The sequence below is a fragment of the Pseudooceanicola endophyticus genome (assembly GCF_018760365.1).
GTDB lineage: Bacteria > Pseudomonadota > Alphaproteobacteria > Rhodobacterales > Rhodobacteraceae > Pseudooceanicola > Pseudooceanicola endophyticus.
The window spans coordinates 65,648-90,681 of the sequence record NZ_JAHIAB010000002.1; the positions used below are offsets into that span (position 1 = coordinate 65,648).

At 67.5% G+C, this 25,034-nt stretch carries 16 protein-coding genes; 11 read left to right on the forward strand and 5 right to left on the reverse strand.

Annotation, left to right across the window (positions count from 1 at the left end):
- Positions 1 to 10: 10 nt before the first annotated feature.
- The gene (locus tag KM176_RS03955; protein WP_160895321.1) at positions 11 to 901 is read left to right on the forward strand and encodes a LysR family transcriptional regulator; all 891 of its coding nucleotides are present in this window, start codon (positions 11 to 13) and stop codon (positions 899 to 901) included.
- Between the two features lie 77 nt (positions 902 to 978).
- Here KM176_RS03955 and KM176_RS03960 read toward each other — a convergent pair whose 3' ends face one another.
- Both KM176_RS03960 and KM176_RS03965 read right to left on the reverse strand, forming a co-directional pair.
- A complete protein-coding gene (locus KM176_RS03960) occupies positions 979 to 3,390 on the reverse strand; it encodes a membrane-bound PQQ-dependent dehydrogenase, glucose/quinate/shikimate family (protein ID WP_160895322.1) in 2,412 nt (803 codons plus the stop codon).
- Positions 3,391 to 3,903: 513 nt separating this feature from the next.
- Entirely contained in the window at positions 3,904 to 4,944 is a 1,041-nt protein-coding gene (locus tag KM176_RS03965) for a patatin-like phospholipase family protein (protein WP_160895323.1), read from the reverse strand.
- A 301-nt stretch (positions 4,945 to 5,245) separates the two neighbouring features.
- On the opposite strand from KM176_RS03965, the gene KM176_RS03970 reads away from it, so the two are divergent.
- A complete protein-coding gene (locus KM176_RS03970) occupies positions 5,246 to 6,859 on the forward strand; it encodes a glucan biosynthesis protein (RefSeq protein ID WP_160895324.1) in 1,614 nt (537 codons plus the stop codon).
- 274 nt (positions 6,860 to 7,133) lie between these two features.
- Positions 7,134 to 9,218 (forward strand): putative bifunctional diguanylate cyclase/phosphodiesterase, encoded by a 2,085-nt coding sequence (locus KM176_RS03975; protein ID WP_160895325.1) that lies wholly within the window; start codon positions 7,134 to 7,136, stop codon positions 9,216 to 9,218.
- Between the two features lie 24 nt (positions 9,219 to 9,242).
- Here the strand turns inward: KM176_RS03975 and KM176_RS03980 are convergent, their stop codons facing one another.
- Both KM176_RS03980 and KM176_RS03985 read right to left on the reverse strand, forming a co-directional pair.
- Positions 9,243 to 10,316, reverse strand: coding sequence for an AbrB family transcriptional regulator (locus KM176_RS03980; protein ID WP_160895326.1), 1,074 nt, complete (start codon positions 10,314 to 10,316; stop codon positions 9,243 to 9,245).
- Between the two features lie 199 nt (positions 10,317 to 10,515).
- Entirely contained in the window at positions 10,516 to 13,116 is a 2,601-nt protein-coding gene (locus KM176_RS03985; RefSeq protein WP_311136173.1) for a CheR family methyltransferase, read from the reverse strand.
- Positions 13,117 to 13,195: 79 nt separating this feature from the next.
- On the opposite strand from KM176_RS03985, the gene KM176_RS03990 reads away from it, so the two are divergent.
- Both KM176_RS03990 and KM176_RS03995 read left to right on the forward strand, forming a co-directional pair.
- The gene (locus KM176_RS03990) at positions 13,196 to 13,561 is read left to right on the forward strand and encodes a response regulator (RefSeq protein WP_160895327.1); all 366 of its coding nucleotides are present in this window, start codon (positions 13,196 to 13,198) and stop codon (positions 13,559 to 13,561) included.
- Positions 13,558 to 15,855, forward strand: a complete 2,298-nt coding sequence (locus tag KM176_RS03995; RefSeq protein WP_160895328.1) for a hybrid sensor histidine kinase/response regulator — start codon at positions 13,558 to 13,560, stop codon at positions 15,853 to 15,855. The genes KM176_RS03990 and KM176_RS03995 overlap by 4 nt, the downstream gene beginning before the upstream one ends.
- 3 nt (positions 15,856 to 15,858) lie before the next feature.
- Here the strand turns inward: KM176_RS03995 and KM176_RS04000 are convergent, their stop codons facing one another.
- Complete coding sequence (locus KM176_RS04000; protein WP_160895329.1) at positions 15,859 to 17,586, reverse strand: bifunctional diguanylate cyclase/phosphodiesterase; 1,728 nt, start codon at positions 17,584 to 17,586, stop codon at positions 15,859 to 15,861.
- Positions 17,587 to 17,934: 348 nt separating this feature from the next.
- Between KM176_RS04000 and KM176_RS04005 the strand changes: the two genes are divergently transcribed.
- From KM176_RS04005 to KM176_RS04030, 6 genes are all read left to right on the forward strand, one after another.
- On the forward strand, positions 17,935 to 19,467 hold the full coding sequence (locus KM176_RS04005) for a family 16 glycosylhydrolase (RefSeq protein WP_160895330.1): 1,533 nt from the start codon (positions 17,935 to 17,937) through the stop codon (positions 19,465 to 19,467).
- A 132-nt stretch (positions 19,468 to 19,599) separates the two neighbouring features.
- Positions 19,600 to 19,980: a RidA family protein gene (locus KM176_RS04010; protein WP_160895331.1), complete on the forward strand. Its 381-nt coding sequence runs from the start codon at positions 19,600 to 19,602 to the stop codon at positions 19,978 to 19,980.
- Positions 19,981 to 20,502: 522 nt separating this feature from the next.
- On the forward strand, positions 20,503 to 21,699 hold the full coding sequence (locus KM176_RS04015; protein WP_160895332.1) for a PP2C family protein-serine/threonine phosphatase: 1,197 nt from the start codon (positions 20,503 to 20,505) through the stop codon (positions 21,697 to 21,699).
- Entirely contained in the window at positions 21,696 to 22,043 is a 348-nt protein-coding gene (locus tag KM176_RS04020; RefSeq protein ID WP_160895333.1) for an STAS domain-containing protein, read from the forward strand. Before KM176_RS04015 ends, KM176_RS04020 begins: the two co-directional genes overlap by 4 nt.
- Positions 22,043 to 22,462, forward strand: a complete 420-nt coding sequence (locus tag KM176_RS04025) for an ATP-binding protein (protein ID WP_160895334.1) — start codon at positions 22,043 to 22,045, stop codon at positions 22,460 to 22,462. Before KM176_RS04020 ends, KM176_RS04025 begins: the two co-directional genes overlap by 1 nt.
- Positions 22,459 to 25,032: a hybrid sensor histidine kinase/response regulator gene (locus KM176_RS04030; protein ID WP_160895335.1), complete on the forward strand. Its 2,574-nt coding sequence runs from the start codon at positions 22,459 to 22,461 to the stop codon at positions 25,030 to 25,032. Before KM176_RS04025 ends, KM176_RS04030 begins: the two co-directional genes overlap by 4 nt.
- Positions 25,033 to 25,034 lie beyond the last annotated feature (2 nt).

Here is a 25,034-nt window from a genome sequence, read left to right on the forward strand (position 1 = left end):
GGGGCGGCAGATGGACAATCGCGCAGGCGAAATGCAGGTCTTCCTGCGGGTGGTCGAGAGCGGCAGCTTCTCGGGCGCGGCGCGGATGATGCAGATGACCCCCTCGACCGTCTCCAAGCTGGTGGCCCGGATCGAGACCCGGCTGGGCGTGCGGTTGCTGGAACGTTCGACCCGCAAGCTGGCGCTGACCGAAGAGGGGCGGATCTACTACGAGCGCAGCCAGCGCCTGCTGGAGGACCTGGACGCGGTGGAGCAGGCCCTTTCCAAGGGCGCGGCCAGCATCACCGGGCGGGTGCGGGTCTCGGCCTCGGTGGGGCTGGGGCAGGTGGCGCTTGAGCCGCTGCTGCCGGGCTTCTGGGCGGCCTATCCCAATATCGTCGTCGACCTGTCGCTGTCCGACGAGATCGTCGATCTCTACATGGATCGCACCGACGTGGCCTTCCGGGTGGGGGCGCTGGTCAGCTCCAGCCTGACGGCGCGCAAGCTGGGAACGTCGCGGCGGCTGATCGTGGCGGCGCCGGACTACCTGGCGCGCCACGGCACGCCGCGCAGCGCGCAGGAGCTTGAGGGGCACGCCTGCCTTGGCTTCAACTTCCGCCGCTCCGGGCGGCTCTGGCCGCTGCACGAGGCCGGTCCGCTGCTGGCCAACAACGGCGAGACGGTGCGGCGCATGGCGCTGGCCGGCGTGGGGCTGGCCCGGATCGGAGAGTTCCACATCCGCGCCGATCTGGCCGAGGGGCGCCTGGTCGAGGTGCTGGCCGATCAGAACGGCGCGGAGACCGAGGATGTCCATGCGCTGTTTCTGGGCGCTGAGCGGATGCCGCAGCGGCTGCGGGTGTTCCTGGATCACATGGCGCCAAGGCTTCAGGCCTTCCTGCGGGGCGATCCGCTGGCGGTCTGAGGGGGCAAACGAAAAGGGACGCCCCCGAAGGGACGTCCCGGTGCCGCGCCCGCCGAAGCGGGAAGGGGGGCGGCAGATCAGCTCTTGGGCAGAGCGTATGCGATCAGGTAGTCACCGCGATCGGGGGACTGACGGGCACCGCCGGCCGAGATCACGATGTACTGGCGACCATCTTCCTGGCTCACGTAGGAGATCGGGGTGCCCTGGCTGCCGACCGGCATCCGGGCCTTCCAGACTTCCTTGCCGGTCGCGCTGTCGAAGGCGCGCAGGTAGTAGTCCTGGGTGGCGGCGAAGAACACCAGACCGCCCTGGGTTGCCAGCGAACCGCCGATGGTGGGCATGCCCACGGGCATCGGCATCCGCATCTTGGCGCCAAACAGGACGGTATCCTGCACGGTGCCGAGAGGGGCTTCCCAGGCGACCTTCTGGGTCTTCATGTCGATCGCGGTGAGCGAGCCGAAGGGCGGCTCCTGGCAGGGAATGCCGAGCGGCGACAGGAAGCGGTTCTTCATGACCGAGTAGGGGGTGCCCTTCAGCGGCACGGCGCCCATCACGGTGTTGACCGCCTCGGAGCCGTTGGAGGCCTTGGCGCCCTGGTCCTGGGGCTCCATGTGGACCCACAGGCCCAGCCGCATGTCGTTCACGAAGATCGTGTCCGCGGTCGGGTCATAGGACAGGCCGCCCCAGTTCATGCCGCCGAGCGAGCCCGGGAAGGACAGCGAATAGTCGGTGTCCGGCGCGGTGAAGAGGCCCTCGTAGCGGTAGCCCTTGAAGATGATGCGGCACATCATCTGGTCGAAGGGGGTGGCGCCCCACATGTCGGCCTCGCTCAGGTGCGGGGCACCGATCTGCGGCATGCCGACGGACTTGGGCTGGGTCAGAGCGTATTTCTCGCCCGGGATGGTGGCACCCTTGACGGGGACTTCCTTGACCTCGGTCAGCGGCTTGCCGGTGACGCGGTCCAGCACGAAGATCTGGCCGGCCTTGGTGCCGACGACCAGCGCGGGCGTGCCCTTGAAGTCGATCAGCGTCGGCTGCATCGGCACGTCGAAGTCCCACAGGTCGTGGTGCACGGTCTGGTAGACCCACTTCTCGTTGCCGGTGGTGGCATCGAGCGCCAGGATCGAGGCGCCGTATTTCTCGTCCTCGGGGGTCCGTTTCACGCCCCAGAGGTCGATGGCGGCATTGCCGACCGGCATGAACACGGTGTTGGAGGCCGCGTCATAGGTCATCGGCGCCCAGACGTTCGGGGTAGAACGGGTGTAGGCATTGCCATCTGCGGGGGCGTTGCGGTCCTCGGGGTTGCCGGGGTCGAAGGCCCATTTCATCTGGCCGGTGATGACGTCGAAGCCGCGCATCACGCCGCCGGGCATGTCGAGGGCCACGTTGTCGGCCACCCGGCCGCCCACCACCACGGTGGACCCCGCCAGCGTCGGCGGCGAGGTCAGCGAGTAGAGCGGCGCCTGCGCAGCCCCCAGGCCTTCCTTCAGATCGACTTTGCCGTCGGTGCCGAAGTCCTGGCACAGCGCGCCGGTGTCGGCGTCAAGCGCCACCAGAACGGCGTCGATCGTGTTCATGAAGATGCGGCGCTGGCAGGCGGCATCTGCCGACAGGTCGACCGGGGTGACCGGGGTGGAGCCGGGCAGGGTCGGGGCGGGCAGCGGCGCTGCGGCGTCGAAATAGGCCAGGCCCCGGCAGCGCACCCAGGTCCGGGTGTCGGTCGGGAAGTCGTGGCGCCAGTTCTCCTTGCCGCTGGTCGCATCGAGCGAGATCACGGTGTTGGAGGGGGTGCAGATGAACAGGTTCTTGCCGACCTGAAGCGGGGTGTTCTGGTCCTCGAACCCGCCGCCGCCGGGGCTGATCGGCACGTCGCCGGTCCGGAAGGTCCAGGCGACCTTCAGATCCTTGACGTTGGCCGGGGTGATCTGGTCAAGCGCGGCAAAGCGGTTCTCGTCGCCATCGGCGCCGTAGCTGGACCAGTCCTTGCGGCCATCGGCCGGGGCGGGCACCTTGCCGGAGGCCACTTCGAAGTTGTGCTGGCCGTGCGGGATGAACATCCCGTAGCCCATGCCCGCGACCGCGATCAGCGCCACGCAGGCCAGGCCCAGCCAGGGACCGGCCATCGCCGGGCGACCGGCGCGCTTGAGGGTCAGCGGATGCAGCGCCAGGATCACCATGAGCGCGCAGAGGAAGGTGAAGATCCGGGCGTGCAGGGCCCAGAAATCAAGGCCTGCTTCCCAGAAGGCCCAGATCACCGTCAGCGCGAAGGCCACCAGGTAGATCAGCGTGCCCGAGGGGCGCCCGCGCAGGATCTGGATGCCGGATGCGATCAGCGCCAGACCCATGAGCAGGTAGTACCAGCTGCCGCCACGGGCGATCAGCATCACGCCGCCAACGGCAAGGCAGGCGCCCAGCAGCGCGATGACCGCGCCCAGCAGCACCAACAGCACCGTGAGCGGGCGTGATAGGGAGGGGGATTTGTCTGTCATGTCAGTTCCCTTGAAAGGGTGTCGTGAGGCTCCGGACCTGACACGGCAACCCCTCCTCCCGGCGCCGGTCGAGTCGTGCGGATGTCGCGCTCTTCCCAGTTGCACCCCTCACGCGCAAGGGCTGAATTGAACAGTGTTTTTTCGGAGGCGCACAACGGGAAGGCGGTGCATCGGGCCCCGCGACGATTCGTTTGTATGCGGTTGTACACGCTTCGGGGGAGTTCGGGATCGCTCCCAAAATCCAGCATTTGAGGGGTTTGGGGAATTTGGGGGATCTGCCGCAGGCTGTACCGGCCCTGAAATTGCGCGTCAGAAGAGGGGGTTTCGAAACCGGAGGGGGCATCCGGTGGTGAAATATCAATTCACCTCTTGGTTGTGGTCCTCCGGGGCTCCCGAAATCCCGGAGATGCGCCCGAACCTGCCGCTCGCCGCAGCGGGTGGCCGGGCGCAGGCTGCAAAATTACGTTGGGTCACTTTTGGGCCGGTGCGGTGTTCACACCCCCGTGAGGCGGCTCAGAGGTAACGTCCGGTCAGGTCCATGGTCGAGCGCAGCCCGAGGTCCTTGCGATGGGTGCCCAGCCAGTTGTCGGCGGCGGTATGGCCGTAGTCGTGCAGCTCTTCCATCATCGGCCAGGAGGGCATCATCTTCGAATCCTGGTCCAGCTTCGACATGTGCGCCTCGTCGTGGATCTCGTGGAAGCGTAGGTCGCGCACCGCCTTCATCAGCCCCTTGGGCACCAGCAGCGGCTGGGCGCGCAGCTCCTGCTTCAGCAGCGCCAGGCCGCGCATCTCGCGCAGCAGGCCCTGGTTGAAGGTCAGCTCGTTGATGCGCGCGGCAATGGCCTCGGGGTCGGTGGGGGTGGTCTCGTGGTTGAGCGGGTTGATGGTGATCAGCAGCAGGTCGCTGACCGGGCTTTCGCGCACCAGCGGCAGCAGTGGCGGGTTGGCGGAATAGCCGCCGTCCCAGTAATCGGCATCGTCGATGCTGACCGGCGGAAAGATCCCCGGCAGGCAGGCCGAGGCCAGCAGCACCTCGGGCGTCATTTCTTCGCGGGTAAAGATCCGGGCGGCCCCGGTGCGGGCATTGGTGGCCGAGATGAAAAGCTGCGGGCCCTTGCCCCGGCGCAGCGCCTCGAAATCCACCACCTCGGTCAGGATCTCTCCCAGCATGTCCTGGGTGGCGCGGCCCTGGGCGGGGTTGGCGCGCAGGTTGACCATGCCGCCGGTCAGGGTGGACCACCAGGCGCCCGCGGCTGAGAGCACGCCGGGAAAGGCCTCGATCAGGGGGAAGATCGGGAAGGCGGTGCGGGCCGCCTCGTTCACCTCGGACCAGAAGCGGTGCAGGGTGGCCTTGGCTTCGGCCGGGCCGCCGGACATCAGGCCGGCTGCCGCGACCACGGCGTTCATCGCCCCGGCACTGGCCCCCGAAAGTGCGGCGATCTTCAGGTCTTCCTCCTCAAGGAGCCGGTCAAGGGCGCCCCAGGTAAACGCCCCGTGGGCGCCTCCGCCCTGCAGGGCGACATCAATGGAAATCGGCTTCGCGGGAACGACCATTTGGCCTCCGTCACTGGGTCTGACTGCTGCTACGTGCCTGTATTTCTTTCGTACCTGTCTTTCTGCACCGCAGCGTAGACGGCTTGCCGGGCGCGGGCCAGCGATTTCGCAGGGCCGCACGGCCCCGTGACCGGCTGCCGCAGTCCTGGGCAGGAGCGGCGTCGCGGTGGTCCGAAAGCGGGAATCGGGCGCAGTCCTGCAACAGCGCGGGCGGAGCCGCGCCGGCGGGGCGGAAAATTCTTGGCGCGACCGGCATTCTGACCCATGTCATCGGCTCAGGAGTTACTGACCGGAGAACCGCATGTCCGCAGACCACGTCGACCGCCGCCGTTTCCTTGCCGCCGCCGCCGGGACCGGAGCTTTCTTCGTGCTGCCCGAGCTGGCACGCGCCCAGGCCGAGGCGACGGCCGCCGGTACGGAGCTGGGCGACCCGCAGCCGTTTTCCTTCGACACGCTGAAGCAGATGGCCCGGGATCTGGCCCAGCATGGCTACACGCCGATGCCGGTGCAGGATGCCGACATCATCCACGACATCGACTACGACGCCCACAGCGCCATCCGCTTCCGCAAGGACCGGGCGCTGTTCCAGGGTATCCCGCAGGACTTCCCGGTCGATTTCTTCTTCCCGGGGCGCTACTTCCCCGATCCGGTGCACATGTACCTGCTGCAGGACGGCCAGGCACGCGAGATCCCGTTCTCGAAGGATTTCTTCGACATTCCCAAGGGCAATCCGGCTGAAAACCTGACAAAGACCGATGGGTTCGCCGGCTTCTCGGTGCAGGATGCGCAAAGCCAGAACGACTGGATGTCCTTCCTGGGCGCCTCCTACTGGCGCACGGCGGGTTATTCGGGGCAGTTCGGCCTGTCGGCGCGGGGGCTGGCGCTGGATACCGCGATGCCCGATGGCGCCGAGGAGTTTCCCCGCTTCACCCGATTCTGGCTGGAAGAGCAGGGCGATGGCCGGGTGATGACCTACGCGCTGCTGGAAAGCCCGCGCGCCACCGGCGCCTATCAGATCCTGTCCTGGCAGGACCAGGGCGTGGTGCAGGAGGTCTCGGCGCAGATCTTCCTGCGCGGCGATGTGAACCGGCTTGGCCTGGCGCCGCTGACCTCGATGTACTGGTTCGGCAAGCATGACCATCAGGTCAGCTCCGACTGGCGCCCCGAGGTCCATGACAGCGACGGGCTGGAGATCCATTCCGGCACCGGAGAGCGGATCTTCCGCCCCCTCAACAACCCGCCGCGGGTGATGGTCAACAGCTTTGCCACCCCCAGCCCCGCGGGCTTCGGCCTGATGCAGCGGGAACGGAGTTTCCAGCAGTACCAGGATGATGGCGTGTTCTACGAAAAGCGCGCCTCGGCCTGGATCGCGCCGAAGGGGGACTGGGGGCAGGGCGCCGTCACCCTGATAGAGCTGCCCACCAACGACGAGACCTTCGACAATATCGTCGCCTTCTGGACCCCGGACGGGCCGGCGGCCAAGGATCAGAGCTATACGCTCGATTACCGGCTGAGCTGGCTGGAGGATTGTCCGGTGCCGCCGATCAGTACCCGCTTCATTGCCGTGCGCATCGGCGCGGGCGGCGTGCCCGGGCAGGACCGGCCGCATGGCGTCGTGAAGATCGTCTGCGATTTCGACGGCATGGGCTTTGCCGGGCTGAAGCGCGGCCCGGACACGGTCCCGGTGATCACCGCCTCGCGCGGAGAGATCTTGGGGGCGGCGGCCTACCCGGTGGTCGGCGAAAGCTACTGGCGCACCCTGTTCGACCTGGATTTCTCCAAGCTCGCGTCGGATGACAACGAGCCGATCAACCTGCGTCTCTACGTGGCCGACAAGGGCGAGGCCAAGACCGAGACGCTGCTGTTGCAGCTTTTCCCGTCACAGTTGCGGGCCTTGCTGGCTTCGCATGGTTAGGGCGGGATCACGCTTTTCCGAGAGGGGGAATGCGATCCGAATACCGGAACATGTGAACTTTATGGCACAGGCGGAGGCGGGAAATCCGTCGCTGCGGGGCCGCAGGCGGGTGACTCTTTGTGGTGCCCCGCATTTCATGTGATCCTGATCGGTGAAAAGGGTATATGGCCGCGACAGTTGCGCCAACGGGCCGGTTGGTCCGGCGCAGGCGCGGACGCAGCCTCCGGACGCGGCGCCGGACTGCGGGTCGACTTGGTAAACGGGACAGCCGATGATGACGGTCTTCAAGTGCGTTGCCTATGAGCACAACCACTGGCTGGTTCTGCTGGCGATAGCGATTTGCTTTGCGGGCAGCTGGGTGGCGGCGCGGCTGTTCAAGCGGGGGCGGCGCACCACCGGGATGACCCGCGCGGGCTGGCAGTTCCTGGCCGGACTTGCGGGCGGGGTCTCGACCTGGTGCACGCATTTCGTCGGGATGCTGGGTTTTCTGCCCGGCGCCCCGGTCAGCTTCGACCCGCTGCTGACGGCGCTCTCGGCGCTGGTGGCGGTGCTGGGGGTGACGACGGGGTTCATCATCGCGGGCCGCCCCGGCGGGCGCAGCGGTCCGCCGCTGGGGGGCGCGGTGGTGGGGCTGTCGGTGGCAGCGATGCATTACACCGGGATGCTGGCCTACCGCGTGCAGGGTCTCGTGACCTGGAACTCCGGCTTGCTGGTGTTTTCGATCGCCTGCGCGCTGGTTCTGGGGGCGCTGGCGCTGCAGTGCGGGGTGCGGATGCGCCGCCGCGGCAGCGACATGATGGCGCTCCTGTTGGCCCTGGGCATCGTGCTGCTGCATTTCATCGGCATGAGCGCCTTCAGCGTCCAGCCGCTGGGCGTCGCCAACGGATTTTCCAACCCCGAGGCCTTCCAGGTGCTGGCGCTGGCGATCGCGCTGATGTCGACGCTGGTGGTCGCGGCGGGGCTGGTCAGCTACCTGATCGACGACCAGTCGCGCTCGGAAAACGTCGAGCGGCTGCGCCAGATGGCGCTGACCGACACGCTGACCGACCTGCCCAACCGTTCGGGGTTCGACAACCATATCGACCGGGAGCTGGCGCTGGCCAAGGATCAGCGCACCCAGGTGGCACTGATCGGGATCGACCTGAACCGCTTCAAGGAAATCAATGATCTGCGTGGCCACAAGACCGGCGACGACGTGCTGCGCGTGCTGGGCCACCGGCTGAAGTCGGTGATCCGCCCGACCGAGGGGGAGTTCGTCGCGCGCGTTGGCGGGGACGAGTTCGCGGCGCTGATGCGGCTGGATGGCACCCATGACCTTGGCACCTTCCTGGAACGGCTGGAGGCGGTGCTGCACAAGCCCATCCGGCTGGAGGATTACGAGATCAGCCCGGGCGCCAGCCTGGGCGTCGCGCTGTTCCCCGATGATGCCCATGACCGCGAGACACTGGTGCAGAACGCCGACCTGGCGATGTACCGGGCCAAGAACGACCTGTCGCAGCGGATCTGCTACTACGAGAAGGACATGGACGAGCTGGTGAAGGCCCGCCGCCGCATGTCGGTGGAGCTGCGCGATGCCATCGTGCGCGACGAGCTGGAGATCCACTACCAGGTCCAGACCCTCGTGGTGACCGGAGAGACGCTGGGCTACGAGGCGCTGCTGCGCTGGAACCACGGGCCGCAGGGCTACATTCCGCCGGGAGAGTTCATTCCGCTGGCCGAGCAGACCGGCGCGATCCTGGAGCTGGGCGAATGGGTGCTGCGCCGTGCCTGCGCCGATGCCGCGCTCTGGGCGCAGCCCTACACGGTGGCGGTGAACCTTTCGGCGGTGCAGTTCAACCATTCCGACCTGCCCAAGCTGATCCGCGACGTGCTGGAGGAAACCGGCCTGGCGCCGCACCGGCTGGAGCTGGAGCTGACGGAATCCACGGTCTTTGCCGATGGCGACCGGGCGCGCAACATCCTGCGCCAGATCAAGGCGCTTGGAGTGAAGGTGGCGCTGGACGATTTCGGCACCGGCTATTCCTCGCTCGACACGCTGCTGAGCTTCCCGTTCGACAAGATCAAGATCGACCGGGCCTTCGTGCACGAGGCGCTGACCAATCCCCAGACCATCGCGATCATCCGCGCCATCCTGGCGCTTGGTCACGGGCTGGGCCTGTCGGTGCTGGCCGAGGGGATCGAGTCGGAAGATCAGCTCAACATCCTCGAGGTCGAGGGCTGCACGGAGGGGCAGGGCTTCCTGCTGGGCCGTCCGCAGCCGATGGCCGACCTGGTGGCGGCGGGGCATCTGGTGCTGCGCCCGGGCGCCGGCGAACGGCTGGCGCAGCGGCCGCCGCCGGACGAGCTGATGCAGGCCTGAAGGTCTACGCCCGAAGCCGGGGGCTCAGTCCATCGCGTGGCGCCAGATCGGCAGCCGCGCGACCCGCTCCAGCAGCATCGGGCCCAGGGTGACCACGACGATCAGCCGCATGGTCTGGAAGGCCAGCACCAGGCTGACATTGGCCTTGGCGGCGGCGGCGATCATCACCACCGTGTCGATGCTGCCGGGGGCGGTGATCAGGAAGCCGGTCAGGAAATCGGTGTCCAGCACCAGGCAGGCGATGCCGCCCAGGCCCGCGCTCAGCGCCACCAGCACCAGGCTGGAGCCCAGCACCGCCGGGATGAGCCGCAGCACGGAGACCAGTACCGGCCGGGTGAAGCGCAATCCGACCTGCAGCCCCAGGCACAGGAATATCAGATCGCGCAGCGCGACGGGAACGTCGACATGGACCAGCCCCGAAAGCTCGGCTGCGCCGCCGATCACCATCGGCACCAGCATGGCCGCCGCCGGCAGGTGCCGGATCCGGGATGCCGGCAGGCCGGTCAGGGCGATCAGCGCGATCAGCAGGTAGGCGGCGGGCCCGCTCAGCAGCGGCGCCTCGGTCACGGCATCGGCGGGCATTCCGCCGCCCGGCACCAGCGCCGAGATCACCGTCAGCGTGACGATCACCGTGGCCATCCGCAGGTACTGCATCAGCGCCACGATCCGGCTGTCGAGGCCGCGTTCCTGGGCGATCAGCACCATGGCGCCGGCCATGCCGGGCAGGCTGCCCATGATCGCCGCGCCGCTGTCGACGGCGGTTAGCCGGTGCAGGCCCCAGCCGGCGGCAAAGGCCGCGACCAGCGTCAGCCCGTTGAACAGCAGCAGCATCGGCCAGTACTGCCCGACCTCCGACATCAGCGCCGGGGTCAGGCTGTTGGCCAGGATGGTGCCCACCACCCCCTGGACCAGGAACATCAGCTTGCGCGGCATCTTCAGCCCCACGTCGCGCACCCCGAAGACGATCCCCGAGACCATGGCGCCCAGCAGCACCGCCGCCGGAAGTCCCAGCAGCACCAGCGGGACGGAGAACACGGCGGCCAGGGCGATCATGGCGATCCAGGCGGGGGCGGGGTGACGGACGGGGGATGCGGCCATGCAGGTCTCCGGGCGGGAAGGGCGGGGCCGGCGGCACGCCGGATCCCCCAGGGTGTTCTCCGGGTAGGACCAGCGGCGGGCAGCCGCAAGGGCAGCGGCCCGCAAAGGTGTCTTGTCCGCAATGCAGCAACGCCGCGCTTCAGCGGCCGTCTGAGGCCTGTCAGGCCCTCGGACCAGCCGCCCGGATCAGCCCCCGTGATCAGGTCGTCAGCAGGCCGGGCCGGGCGCCAAGGATCACCACCACGCCGGCGCCGACGCCCTCTTCGGGGATGGCCGTGATCGGGTGGACCTCGACCGTGAGGGGCCTGCCCTCGTAGGTGCCGCTGGCGGTGATGGTCCGGCCGGTCCGCGCCACGTCCTCGGCCAGCTTCGCCAGATCCGCGAAATCGAGGCGCGGCCCCACCACGGTCAGAGAGCGCGCCACATCGTGGCTTTCCAGACGGAACCATTCCGCGACCAGCTGGCTGAAGCGGCGGATACGGGTCTGGGCATCCAGGAAGATCACCCCCACCTGAAGGATCTGCAGCACCAGCTCGGTATTGGCGTTCAGTTCCGAGAGCAGCTCGATCTTGCGCTCGTGCTCGCTCGAGACCGAGACCAGCTCCTCGTTCACCGCATGGAGCTCCTCGTTGGAGCTTTGCAGTTCCTCGTTGGAGGCCTGAAGCTCCTCGTTGGAGGCCTGCAGTTCCTCGTTGGAGGCCTGAAGTTCCTCGCCGCTGGCCTCAAGACGTTCGGTGACGTGCTGCAGCGTCTCCTCGGTCAGGCGCAGGTCGCGCTCCAGCTCCTGGATGCGGCGGGTGACGAGGGTCATGTCCTCCTGCTGGTCGGCGCCCTCGTCGAAGTTGCGCAGCGGGATGACGTTGCGGTCCGGGGTGGGGGCGCTGTCTTCCAGCACAAGGCGCACCAGCATCAGCTTGTTGCGCGAGCGCTGGTCAAGTGCTTCGACATGGACGACGCAGGACTGGCTGTACCCTCTGCCCAGATCGACGTGGACCTGACGTTCGTAGCTGTCAAGCTGGCCCTGCCGCAGCCGCTCCATCGCGACGTTGAGCGCGAAATGCAGGTCCGGATGCACGATGTCCTCGACCGTCCAGTCGGCGAGGTTGTTCATCGTGTCGACGAAGATCGAGGCGGCGCCGAACCAGGCCAGCACGATCCCGTCGCCGGTGATCAGGATGGAGGAGGGCGCGTAGCGCTTGAGCATCGCGTCATAGGCGCGCATCAGCAGGTCGCGGTTGCGCAGCTCGGCGATGTCGTTGGCGATCGAGAGGTCGCGGCGCACCGGGCGCGGTTCGACCCCGGGGTGTTCGGGGGGCACGGCGGCGCCGGCGCGGAACCGGCTGGACAGCATGGTGCGGTCCAGCGTGCGCTTCTGGCTCTGCTTCTGGAACAGCCGCCAGCGGCTGTCGAGCACCTTGAACTCGGAGGCGTATTTCCCGAGGCTCTCGGAGGGGCCGAGGAACAGGTAGCCCTCCTTGCGCAGCCCGAACAGGAACATCGAGATGACGCGGCTCTGGGGCTCATCGTTGAGGTAGATGAACAGGTTGCGGCACGAGACCAGATCGAGGTTCATGAACGGCGGATCGCTCAGGACATCATGGACCGAGAAGATGATCTTCTGGCGCAGGGTCTGGGCGATGGCATAGCCGTTGCGGCGCTTCTCGAAGTAGCGCAGGCGCAGCTCTTCGGGGATCTTGGTCAGCGCGCTTTCGGGATAGACCCCGGTCGAGGCGCGCTCCAGCGAGCCGCGGTGCACGTCGGTGGCGATCACCCGGAAGCGACGCTGCGATCCGGCGGCGATAAGCGCCTCCGACAGCTCGATCGCGATCGTGTAGGCCTCTTCGCCGCTGGCGCAGGCGGGCACCCAGATCCGCAGCGGCTTGTCGTCCTCTCCGTCCTGGGCCAGCAGGTCCAGCACCTTGCGGCGCAGCGTGGCGATGCCGTCGGGATCGCGGTAGAACTCTGTCACCCCGATCAGCAGGTCCTGGTACAGCTCGTCCAGCGCGCCGGGATCATTGGCCAGGATCTCGATGTATTCCTTCTGCGATCCGATGCCGCGCAGATGCTGGCGCCGCTCGATCCGGCGCATCACGTTGGTCGGCTTGTAGGAGGAGAAATCGACGCGGTAGCGGTCCTCCAGCAGGCGGAAGATACCGCTGTCGAAGGTCTCGGTGGCCTGGCGGCTCAGCGCCTGGCGGCGGTTGCCGGTAAAGATCTCCTGCAGCGCCGAGGGGATCTCGGCGGCGGAAAGCACCCGGTCCACCGCGCCCGAGCTGATTGCGGCCAGCGGCATGGAGGAGAATGCGGCCTCGGTGGGCGACTGCACGATCACCGCGCTGCCCTTGTCACGCATCATGTGGGCGCCGCGGGTGCCGTCGTTGCCCGATCCCGACAGGATCACCGCCGCCGTATGCGCGGGGGCGCGGGCCGCAAGCGAGGTCAGGAAGGTGTCGATGGACAGCCGCGGCAGGCTGTCACCGTCCTGATAGGGGCGGGTGCGGAACCGGTTGCCTTCCAGCTCGACCATGGTGTTGGGGCGGTTCAGGAAGATCGTGTCGGCCTCCAGCGCCAGCCCATCCTGGATATGGCGGATCTTCAGCCGCGACTTGCGGCCCAGAAGCTCGTCCATCATCGACCGGTAGTCGGGCGAGAGGTGCTGGATCACCACGAAGCACCAGCCGGCATGTTCCGGCGCGGCCTCGAAGAAATGCTCCAGGGGTTCCAGGCCACCGGCAGAGGCACCGATCGCGACCAGGTTCATCTCGGACGAGGCGTCCGGCGTTTCCAAACCGTCCGTCACGGCGATCCTCTCGGTTTTCTTCCAGAACAATAGTTGGTAACAGAGGCTGTCACGAGGTCAACTGAATGGGCACCCCCCCTTGGCACGTATCCTGATTGCGGATGATGATCCAGATTATGTCGCCGTCTTCACCGATGGGCTGGAGGCCCTGGGCCACGATGTCGACAGTGTTTCCTCCGGCCAGGAGGTGCTGCCGCTGCTGCGCCAGAAATCCTTCGACGTGATCTTCCTCGACGTGGTGATGTCGGGGGGCGGCGCGATCTCGGTGCTGCACCAGATCCGCGCCGAGTTTTCCGATCTGCCGGTGGTGATCATCACGGGGCGCCCCGAACTGATCGACTCCCCGCTCTTTGTCAGCGGCCTGCGGCTGGCCCAGGCCCGGATGCACAAGACGGCCACCCTGCGCCAGCTGGACGAGGTGGTGCGGACCCTGACCCCGGCATGAGCGCCCCCGGCGCCGGATCCCGCAGCCTTCCCGCGCCGGCGGAACGCCGGGCGCAGAAGCTTGATCTGGTTGCCGGGCTGAGCCTGCTGTTCGCCCTTGGCCTGTCGCTGCTGGTGCTGATCGCCGGCTGGGGGCTGGGGGTCGACGCCTTCCGCCGCATCGTGCCGGGCCTGCCGGCGATGGTCCCGGGCACCGCGCTTGGCGTGGCGCTGCTGGCTACGGCGGGACTGCTGGCCGCCTGGCCGCGCCGCGAGGCGCGCCTTGGGGCGGGGCTCTGCGGTGTGCTGGCGGTGCTGCTGTGCCTGTCGGGGCTGGCCTCGGCGCTGGCCGATACCGCGCCCGACGGCGACCTGATGTCGATGGCGACCAGTCTCGGCCTGCTGCTGGCCGCCGCGGGCGATCTGGCGCGGCAGCGTCCGAAGCTGGCGGCGGGGATTGCCACGGCGGGGCTGCTGCTGGTGCTGCTGGCCCTTGAGGGATACCTGCTGAACGTCCAGACTTTCCTGTCGCTGCGGCTGTTCACCGGGCTGTCGCTGATGACCACCGCCTGCCTGTTCCTGCTGTTCCTGGCCCAGCTATTGGCCGGGGCCCGGCGGAACTGGATCGCGGTGCTGCTGGCCGAGGGGCGTGGCAGCCGCATGGCCCGGCGCATCCTGGGGCTGGCGGTGGTGGTGCCGATGCTGCTGGCCTGGCTGGGGCTGATCGCCACCGAGGCGGGCCTGGTCGATCCCGACATGCGGCTGGGCAGCCTGGCGATCCTGCTGGCGCTGGTCGCGACCCTGGTGGTGCTGCGCAGCGCCCAGGTGCAGAATGCCGAACAGGACCTGGAGCAGGAGACCACGACGCGGCTGCGCCAGGTGCTCAACGGACTCGATACGGCAGTCATCGTCTTCGAGGGGCCGCGCCTGCTGGCGAACCAGCGTGCCGCCGAACTGGCTGCGGGCCATGCCGATGCCCGCGCCTGGCTGGAGGAGGCCGCCTTCCACAACCTGCGCGACCGCGCGCCGCTGACCGCCGCAGAGCGCCCGCTGGCGCGGTTGCGGCCCGCCGGTCCCGACCCGGTGATGTTCCTGGGCTGGATGGACCGCGAGGGCAACGAACATGCGCTTCAGATCCGCTCGGAGCTGGTGGCGCGTGATGCGGAACGGGAGCCCCTACACATCCTGTCGGTCAGCGATGCCACCGAAGGCTGGGTCCTGCGCGAGAACCTGGCCCGCAGCGAACGGCTGGATGCCATCGCGCAGATGTCCGGGGGCGTGGCGCATGAGATCGGCAATATCCTGGGCGTGATCCGGCTGTCGGCGGATACCGGGGCGCTGAAGGGGCCCGACCCGGCCCTGCGGCATCACCTTGATACCATCCGGCGCGCCTGCGAACGCGGCGCCGACCTGACGGGCCGGCTGCTGACGCTCAGCCGCGACAGCGGCGCGGCGGCGGCGATCACCGACATGGGCCGCGCGCTGTCGGACACCGTGTCGCTGGCCAGCCACGCCATTCCCGCCGCCATCCGCTTCGAGGCCCAGCTGCCCGGGGCGCCGATGCCGGTGGCCTGTTCGGAGGCGGATCTTCAGACCGCCGCGCTGAACCTGCTGCTGAACGCCCGCAACGCGCTGGAGGAGGCCGCCACGCCCTCGGGCGCGATCACCCTGAGCCTGCGGGCCGAGGGGGCGGAGGCCGTGCTGGAAGTGCGCGACAACGGCCCGGGCATGTCCGCCTCGGTGCTGGATCATGCCCGCGACCCCTTCTTCACCACCCGCCGCGACAAGGGGGGCACCGGGCTGGGTCTGGCGATGATCGCCGGGGTCGCCGAGCGCTGCGCCGGGCGGTTCGAGCTGGAGTCGCAGCCCGGCCAGGGGACGCTGGCCCGTCTGCGCCTGCCGCTGCAATCCCGCGTCGTCGAGGCCGCCGAGGAAACCGGAGAGGTGCCGGACCTCGGTGGGCTGTCGGTGCTGATCGTCGAGGATGATCCGCAGCTGATGTCGCTCTTGTCGGACAGCCTGAAGTTCCTCGGGGCGGACACCCGCACGCGCGACCGCGCCGATGCCGCGCTTGAGGCGCTGAAGGCCGGGCATTACGACCTGCTGATCACCGACATCGGCCTCAAGGGCGACATGGACGGCTTCGCCCTCGCCGAGGCGGCGCGGGCGATCGACATGCAGATCCCGGTGCTTTACATGACCGCCTACGCCGATCTTCTGGCCGCCGAGAAGCGCAGCGTGCCGGGGCTGATCCTGCGCAAGCCGGTGTCGCTGTCGACCATCGTCAACGGCGTCCGGCTGACGCTGCACCGCTAGGGCTCAGCCGCAGAGCGCCCCCAGATCGAAGCCGCAGGCCGGGGCCCGGGCGATCTCGGGACCGGGCAGGGCGGGATGGAACAGGTACCCCTGGCCCAGGTGGCAGCCCATCTCGCGCAGTGCGACAAGCTGGGCCGGGGTCTCGATCCCCTCGGCGACGATTTCCAGCCCGGTGTCGCGGGCCAGCCGCACCAGCGCCCGCACCACCCCGGCATCGGTCGGGCTGCTGTCCATCCGCGCGATGAAGCCCCGGTCGAGCTTGAGGATGTCCACCGGCCAGCCGCCAAGATGCCGCAGGCTGCCGTAACCGGTGCCGAAATCATCCAGCGCGATGCGGGCGCCGCGGCGGCGCAGCTCTTCGAGGGTCCGGAAAACCGGACCGTGGCGCGCGCCCATCATCACCGTCTCGGTCACCTCGATGATGATGTCGGACCAGGACGCGTTGCAATCGCAGACCAGCGTCTGCAGGTCGAAGACGATCTCCGGGCTGTGCAGGTCGAAGATCGTCAGGTTCAGCCCGACCGAGGCGGCATCGCCCTGCTTCCAGCATCGTTCCGACACCTCGTTCAGGGCATGACGCGCCAGCGTCAGCGTCAGGCGACTGGCATGGCGGTGATCCTCGAACAGGGTGGCGAAGCGGCTGGGCATCAGGCGGCCCAGGTCGGGATGTTCCCAGCGGGCCAGCGCCTCGTAGCCGCGCCGGCGCCCGCTTTGCAGATCGTAGATCGGCTGGAAGAAGGGCACGATCTCCTGCCGGGCGAGGGCCTGGGGCAGGTGGTGGCGCAGCTGGCGCGGATCGGGCGGGGCGGGGGTGCCGGGACTGTGCAGGCAATAGCCCGGCTGGCCGCTGTCGCGCCGCGCCTGCAGGCTGCGGGTGGCCAGGTCGCACAGCCGCGACAGGCCCTGCGCGTGGTCGGGCCAGAGCGCCGCCCCCATGCGCACCCGGCCCAGCCCGGGCCGCCCGAGCCGCGCCGTGGCCCGCAGGATGGCGCTGCGGATGCGCCCCAGCATCACCTCCAGGCAACGCGCGGCGGGGCTGGGCATCGGCACCGCGAAAACGAAGGCGTCGCCGCCCAGCCGGGCTGTCAGGGCATCGACGGGCAGGCTGCGGCGCAGGGCGCTGGCGAGGGTGCGCAGGTAGAGATCCGCGAAGGCCGGACCGTAAAGCGTGCTGGTGGCGCGGAACCCCTCGATCTCCAGCATCACCAGGGCGAAGGGGCCGGTTTCCCCGGCGCCGATGCGCTGTTGCAACAGGGCCTGGAAGGCGCTGCGCCCCAGCAGGCCGGTCAGCGGGTCGCGGCGGGCGAGGTGCTCCAGCCGGCGGATGCGGCGCCGGCTATGCAGCAGATCCTCCTCCAGTGCCCAGCGAAGGCAGAACCCCTCGGTCAGGCGGGTGAGGGCCCGGAGGGAGCGGGCGGGCGGCGCGGGAAGTCCGGCGGGCAGGCTCAGCACGGCCAGGGGATGGGCGGGGTCCTCTCCCAGGGCAAGGCGGGTGATGCCAGCGGGCGCGGGCCGGCTGGTCGTCTCAAGCGGCGGGCGCAGCGCCGGATCGCCCTGCGACAGGTGCCAGCCCTGCGCCAGGCCCATCCCCTTTGCCAGGACATGCAGGCACAGCGCAGCGGCGCCGGTCTCGGTCTGGATCCGGGTCAGGAGGGGTTCGGCAACAAGGGCGTATTCATCTGCCAGGAAACGGCTTTTCCCGGCGCTGTCCATGCTTTGGTACGGGGACATGACAGGTTCGGGCATCCCTTCTGGACAGGTCTCGTCGGGCTGCGGGGCCCGGATCACGGCAGGGCGCCCCGCACTTGGACAGGCGCGGACGGGGCATTGTTCCCACTATACCGGGAAGCCGGAGCGCGGGAAGGCCACCGCGCTGCGACAGATTTCCGCCTGTTCGCCGGGCAGCTGATTGGCCGGTAACCGAATCCTAGGATCCGCCATGAGATCAGCTGCCTCACGGGCGGGGGCGCTCCACTTTTTGGTTGAGATGAATCGGATTGGCTATCTCTATGCGGGATATATGTATGCCGTGAACTGATTCGTCCGGGAAGGACCGAATTGCCCAGGAAAGCGAAAGACTTGAGTACCGAAACCCAGACCGCCCGCGGCAAGAAGCAGGAGCAGGTTGCCGCCACCTCTACGGATCTTTCGGATAGCGGCACCGATACCTCGGATAGTTCCGCCGCCACGACGTCGGAGGCCACGGCCACGCAGACCACGGTGGCCGAGACCGGCGAAGCGACCGCCACCACGACCGAGGCCGCCACCGGCAGCATCGACACGATCACGCTGCACGGGGAAACCTACGTGCTGACCTTCGACGAGGAGTTCGATGCTGCGACCCCCTCCTTCTGGGCCGGTTTCGGGGCTGGCGGGATCTGGGCCACCTCTTTCTCGCCGCACCTGGAGGACAGCCGCACCATCGCCTCGAACAATGAGCTGCAGTACTACGTCGATCCCGACATGAGCGCGTTCGACAACCCGTTCTCGGTCACGGACGGGGTGCTGACCATCACCGCGAGCCCGCTTGACGCGACCCAGGAGGCCACCGCCGGCGGGCTGAGCTATTCCTCCGGGATGATCTCAACCGAAATGAGCTTTGCCTTCTGCACCGGCTACGTGGAGATCTGCGCGGACCTGCCCGACGAGGTGGGGATGTGGTCGGCCTTCTGGCTGATGCCGGCGGATGGCGACTGGTCTGCCGAGATCGACATCCTCGAGGTGCTGGGCGAGGACGCAGACACGCTGCACACCAATGTCTGGGATGACGGTTCGGGCAGTTCCCAGGCCGTCTACGACACCGGCGCGGCGGATGGGTTCCACACCTACGGCCTCTACTGGGACGAGAGCGTCATCGAATGGTATTACGACGGCACGCTGATCCGCAGCGCCGAGAATACCGCGTTCGAGGACATGTACCTGATCATCAACCTGGCGGTTGGCGGCTGGGCCGAGGATCCCGATGCCACCACCGACTTCTCCGAAGGGTTGCAGATCGACTATATCCGCATCTACGAGCTGGAGAGCTCCACCGAGCGCAACGACGCGATCACCGAGGGGGGCTTCACCTCGCAGGAGCTCTGGGGCGGCACCGAGGGCGCCGACACGATCAACGGGTCCCGCTGGGGCGACCTGATCGAGGCCGGGGGCGGCGACGACATCGTCTATGGCGACAACGGCAACGACACGCTTTACGGCGGCGACGGGGCGGACCAGCTGTTCGGGCAGAACGGGTCCGATGCGCTTTACGGCGGTGCGGCGGCCGACAAGCTGATTGGCGGCAACGGCGTCGATTTCCTGAACGGCGGGGCAGGGACCGATCACCTCTGGGGCGGGGTCTGGGCGGCGGATGGCGCCACGGACACCTTCGCCTTCGAGGCCGGCTGCGGCACCGACTACGTCCACGACTTCGAGCTGGGGACCGATCTGATCGACCTGTCGAGCTTTGGCATCGGCTGGGACGACCTGAGCAGTGCCATGACCGACCAGGGCTGGGCGACCAAGATCGACCTCGCGGCCTGCGGCGGCAACAGCGGCGATGCGGTTTATCTGGCGAATGTCGCGGCGGCGGACCTGACGGCGGACGACATTCTTTTCGCGACCTACGCCTGAGGCGGCGCGGGAACGGGCAGGGGGCATGTCGGGGGCGGCTTTGCGGCCCCCGGCGCTTTCGCATGGGGCGGGGGCCATGCTAGCAGGGGGCATCCCGGCGCAGGGTCGGGTCCGAAAGAAAGGCCGCCTGTCGTGAAATCCCTGACCCCCAAGACAATCTCTGCCCCGTTCGGCAATTACTCCCACGGGATTGCGGCGGGCCCGCTGGTGGTCACGTCCGGCCAGCTGGCTCTGGCCGCAGACGGCTCCATTCCCGGGGACATCACCGCCCAGGCAGAGCTGTGTTTTCAGGCGGTTCTGGCGATCCTGGCAGAGGATGGCCTGGAGGCGCGCGACGTGCTGCGCTTTTCGGCCTTCGTGACGAAACGCGAGGACATGAAGCCCTACATGGCGGTGCGCGACCGGGTCTGCGAAGGCCTTGCGGTCAAGCCGGCCTCGACGCTGATGATCGTCTCGGGCTTCACCCGGCCCGAGTTCCTGGTCGAGGTCGAGGCGCTGGCGCTGCGGCGCTGAGCCCGTCTGCTGGCGGTCCGCTGCGCGCAGATGTCGCGCGACCCATCCGCCGGATGTGCGCCATTCCGGTTTTTCAAATCCTTCAGGATTTCGTAACGTAATCCAAGGACTCGCCTTCTCGGGGCGGGCCGGCTTCCGGTGTTTGGCGGTGCGGCGAAATGAACTCAGCAAGGGTTAATGATGCCGGCATTCGTGCGGTGGAGGGACGCAGGTCATTTCTGCATTTGCAATTTTCAATTCCGTTTCGTGAAATTTAAAATTACAAATTTGCAATTTATCCGCGGGGGAATTTGAAATTGAATATTTCTATTAAGTGGCTGTCAAAGCGTGAATTTATTTGCGTCATTCCCTTATGGCGTGCACCTGTCGTGGGGCCCTGCACAAAGGCAACACTTTCCCCGGGCGGCGGGTGGAGATAGTCATGAAACAGATTAATTTCTTTTCACAAAGGTTAAGCTGCACTAAGCTGGATCCAGCCGAAATGGGTCCAGTGAGGCGCGTGTGCACGACGGAAGCATGCAGATGCAGCAACAGCTAAGCAAGCCAGCCCCGGTTCAGGTGGTCGTGGCGGATGATGACGCGTTCCAGCGCGCCTATACCGCCGCGATTCTGCGCAAGCTCGGCTACGAGACCCGCGAGGCCGCCGATGGCCTCGAGGCGCTGGAGCTCGTGCGGGCGCTGAAGGCGCGGATCCTGGTCTGCGATCTCGACATGCCGGGGCTCGACGGGCACGAGCTGGCGCGTAGGGTGCGTGCCGAATTCACCGATTACTACGTGCATATCCTCATGGTCACCGGGCAGGAGCAGAACCGCGAGCGCGAGCGGGCGCTGGAGGCCGGGGTCGACGATTTCATGCGCAAGCCGCTGGACACGATCACCCTGAAGGCGCGGATCCGCACCACCGACCGGCTGATGCGTCACGAGATCCTGCTGGCAGAGCGGTCGCGCGTGCTGGAAGAGGCGAAGGAACGGATCGAGGAAGACCTGCGCGCCGCTGCCGATGCCCAGATGCGGATGCTGCCGCCGCCGCGGCTGAAGGTGGCCGACTGCCTGTTCCATTCCGCCTTCAAGCCGTCGAACTTCCTCTCGGGCGACATGTTCGCCTTTTACGAGCTGTCACCGGGCTACATCGGCTTCTATGCGATCGACGTGGCCGGGCATGGTGTCCATGCCTCGCTGATGTCGGTCGCGCTTGGTCATCTTGTGACTGCCGGGATGATGCGCGAGAACGCCTTCACCGACGGTCGCCCCGATCCGGCGCGGCTTGTCGCCCAGCTGAACCGGCGCTTCTTCCGCGATGACGGGACCGAGTATTTCACCATGTTCTGCGGCATCCTCGAGGCCGAGACGGAGCAGCTGCACTATTGCCAGGCGGGCTATCCCTCTCCGCTGATGATGTCGCGCAGCGGCGCCGCGCGCGAGGTCGGTGACGGCGGCTTCCCGGTGGCGCTGCTCGACAGTGCGGAATTCGAAAGCCAGGTGACCCGTTTCGGCGCCGAGGACATCCTGGTGATGTTTTCCGACGGCGCCACCGAGGCGGAGAACCGCGAAGGGCTGGCCTTCGGGGAATCCCGGGTCGAGGCGGTGGCAGCCTCGGCGGCGGTGATGCCCTCCACCATTCCCGGCAGGATCGTCGAGGCGCTGACCGAATGGCGGGCAGGGCGATTGCTTGACGATGACCTGACGGTGCTAGTTTGTGAAAGGAAACACGTCTCATGATCAGGATGACGGAAGAAACCAACGAGGGCATTTGCGTCGTCTCCCCGGGGACGGAGCGCCTGACGGCGGCGAATGCCTCGATGTTCAAGGAAGAGATGCTGGCGCTTGTCGATGACGGCAAGGACCGGCTGGTCATCGACTTTTCCGACGTGACCTTCCTCGACAGTTCGGGGCTGGGCGCGCTGGTGGGTCTGCTGAAGCGGGTCGGCAACCGCGGCGACATCGTCGTGTGCACCCTGGCCGACAACGTCCAGCAAATGTTCCGCATCACGCGGATGAACAAGGTTTTCGCTAGCTACGCGGACGCGGCCTCGGCCGTGCGCGCACTGAAGGAACGCGTGTAATGAGCACGACTGTGCTGGAAATGCCCCCGCGCCTCGACGAGATCGACGGCATGGTGCTTTCCATCAAGGACACAGCCAGGACCTGCCTGTCGGAAGAAAAGATCGCCTCGCTCGAGGTGGCCTTGTCCGAGGCGCTGGCCAATGCCGTGAAGCATGGCCTGTCGCCCAATCTGGACGTGCCCATCAAGGTGACGGTGGTCCAGACCGACAAGGAGCTGAAGCTGCAGATCGTCGATGCAGGAGAGCCGGGGCCGGTGAACCTGTTCGAGGACGTCAAGGACCTCGACGATATCGACCCGATGGCCGAAAGCGGCCGCGGCCTGTCGCTGATCCGCTTCTGTGTCGACCGGCTGCACTTCGAGCCGCAGGGCAACCGCAATTTCCTGGAACTCGTCTTTACCTCGGACCTGAACGCATGATCCTGAACGGCCCCGAAGCATTCGCCGGATTCGCGGCTCTGGGGCTGGCCATCGTCGGGCTGGTGGTGCTGGCGCGCTCCTATCTGCGTGGCACTCGCCAGATCAAGACCATGGCGCGCGAACTGCAGGATGCGCAGCGCATCGCGCGGGTCGGCACGGTCCGCTGGGACTTCGTGCGCGACGAGGTGCGCTGGTCCGACGAATATGCGCGGCTGCTGGGGCTGGAGCCCGGCGGGCGCATGAGCGGCATGGAATTCCAGGGTATGCTGCTGCCCGAATACGAACCCCGCGTGGTGGAAAGCGAACGCCGGGCGCTTGAGGTTTCGATGCGCACGGGCCGTCCCGAACGGCGCGAGATCATCTACAAGGTACGCTCGCGCGATGGCCGGATCATGGAGGTCGAGGCCCTGTCGGAGCTGCTGGCCGACAGCGAGGGCAAGCCGCTGCTGCTGGTCTCCACCGTGCGCGACATCACCGAACAGGCCCGTCAGCGCCGCGATCTGCGCAAGAGCGAACGCAATCTGGCCGCCGCGCTGCGGGTGGCCCAGCTGGGCTGGTTTCGCCAGGACCTGGGCAGCGGCGACATTTCCTGGTCGGAAGGGCTTTACACCGCGCTTGGTCGCGAACCCGGCGCCCATGCCGTCGCCGTCGAGGCGCTGGTCCCCGAGGAGGACCTGACCGAGCTGCGCGCCGACATGATCTCTCTCTACGAGCCGCGCGATCCGAACGGGCGGCGCTCCAAGGTTCTGGACACCCGCCTGCGCCGCGCCGATGGCTCTCTGATGAACGCCCGCATCGCCTTCGAGGCCAGCTACGATGCCACCGGCAAGGTCGACGTGCTGTCCGGCGTGATCCGCGACATCACCGAGGATGTCACCCGCGAGGCCGAGCTGCGCGAAGCCGTCTCGGAGGCCGAAAACGCCAACAAGGCGAAAAGCGAATTCCTGGCTGTGATCAGCCACGAGCTGCGCACGCCGATGAATGGCGTGCTGGGGATGCTGGGCGCGCTGGAGGAGACCGAGCTGGACACCGAGCAGCGCGAGCAGCTGCATGTGGCGCGGACCTCGGCGAATTCGCTTCTGGTGATCCTCAACGACATTCTGGATGCCGCCAAGATCGAGGCCGGGCGCCTGGAATTCGAGGAAGAGCCGTTTGAGCTGAACGCGCTGATCCGCTCGGTCATTCATCTCTACCAGCAGAAGGCCCAGGAAACGGGGGTACGTCTGGACAGCCGGATCGACGCCGGCATCCCGCCCTGGGTCAGCTCGGATTCCGGGCGCATCCGGCAGGTCCTGTCGAACCTGGTCAGCAATGCGCTGAAATTCACCGAACACGGCAGCGTCATGCTGGAAGTCCACTCGATCGAGCCGCAGGACGGAGAGGAACTGCGCCTGCGCTTCTGTGTCGTCGATACCGGCACCGGCATCCCGAAAGAGCATCAGGACAAGGTCTTCGGCAAGTTCGAACAGCTGGGGGCCTCTTATTCCAAGCGCTTCGCCGGCACCGGTCTTGGCCTGGCGATCAGCCAGTCCCTGGCCGAGCTGATGGGCGGCGAGATGGGCTTTGAAAGCACCGAGGGGGAGGGGTCCTCGTTCTGGATGGACGTTCCCGTCGGCCTGTCGGAGAACCTGACCAAGGAGCAGCCCGGCAAGGACGACAAGGTGCGTCTGCCGAAGATGCGCATTCTGGTGGCCGAGGACAATTCCACCAACCAGATCGTCGCGCGTTCCATGCTGGAGCGCTTCGGCCAGACGCCGGACCTGGTGATCGACGGTGCCGAGGCGGTCGAGGCGGTGAAGAAGTTCGACTACGACATGATCCTGATGGATGTGTCGATGCCGAACATGGACGGCACCACCGCGACCCGGCTGATCCGCGAGATGGGCGGGGACGAGGCCAATATCCCGATCATCGCGCTGACCGCCCATGTGGGCGCCGACAAGCAGGCCTTCTACCGCAACGCCGGTTTCAACGAGGTGCTGACCAAGCCGCTGCTGCGTCCGCAGCTGGCGCAGGTGCTGGAGCGCTGGAAGGGCTATGCCCTGAGCCGCGCCGCCGCGGAGGAGGGCGGGACGCTGCCCGAGGCCGCCATCCCGGCCCCGGCGCCCGTGGCCGCGCCGGAGCCTGTGCGCGCCCCCGCGCCGACGCCCGAAGGGGCCAAGCGGGAATGTTTCGTCGAGTCCGAGGCGCTGAAGGCGCGGATCACCGAGATGCGCGAGGAATTCGGCGATACCATCGTGCCGACAATGCTCAATGCCGCGCTTTCGGATCTGGACCGCCACCTGGGCGCCTTCTCCCGGGCGATGGAAAGCGACCCGGCGGATGTCGAGGCCGAGACCTGGCGCCGTGCCTTCCATTCCGTCGTCGGCATTGCCGGCACGCTGGGCTGCACCGGGCTGTCGGCCCGCAGCCGGGCCCTGGAACAGATGGGGGATGCCTGGGGACAGGCCCCCGAGGAGGTGCGCCGCCTGCACAAGGACCTGGGCCTGATGCGGGACCAGGTGGTGATCCTGATGAGCGGTGAAGACGGGGCCGAGGCGCCCCAGAATGCGACAGCATCCGGAGTTTAGTC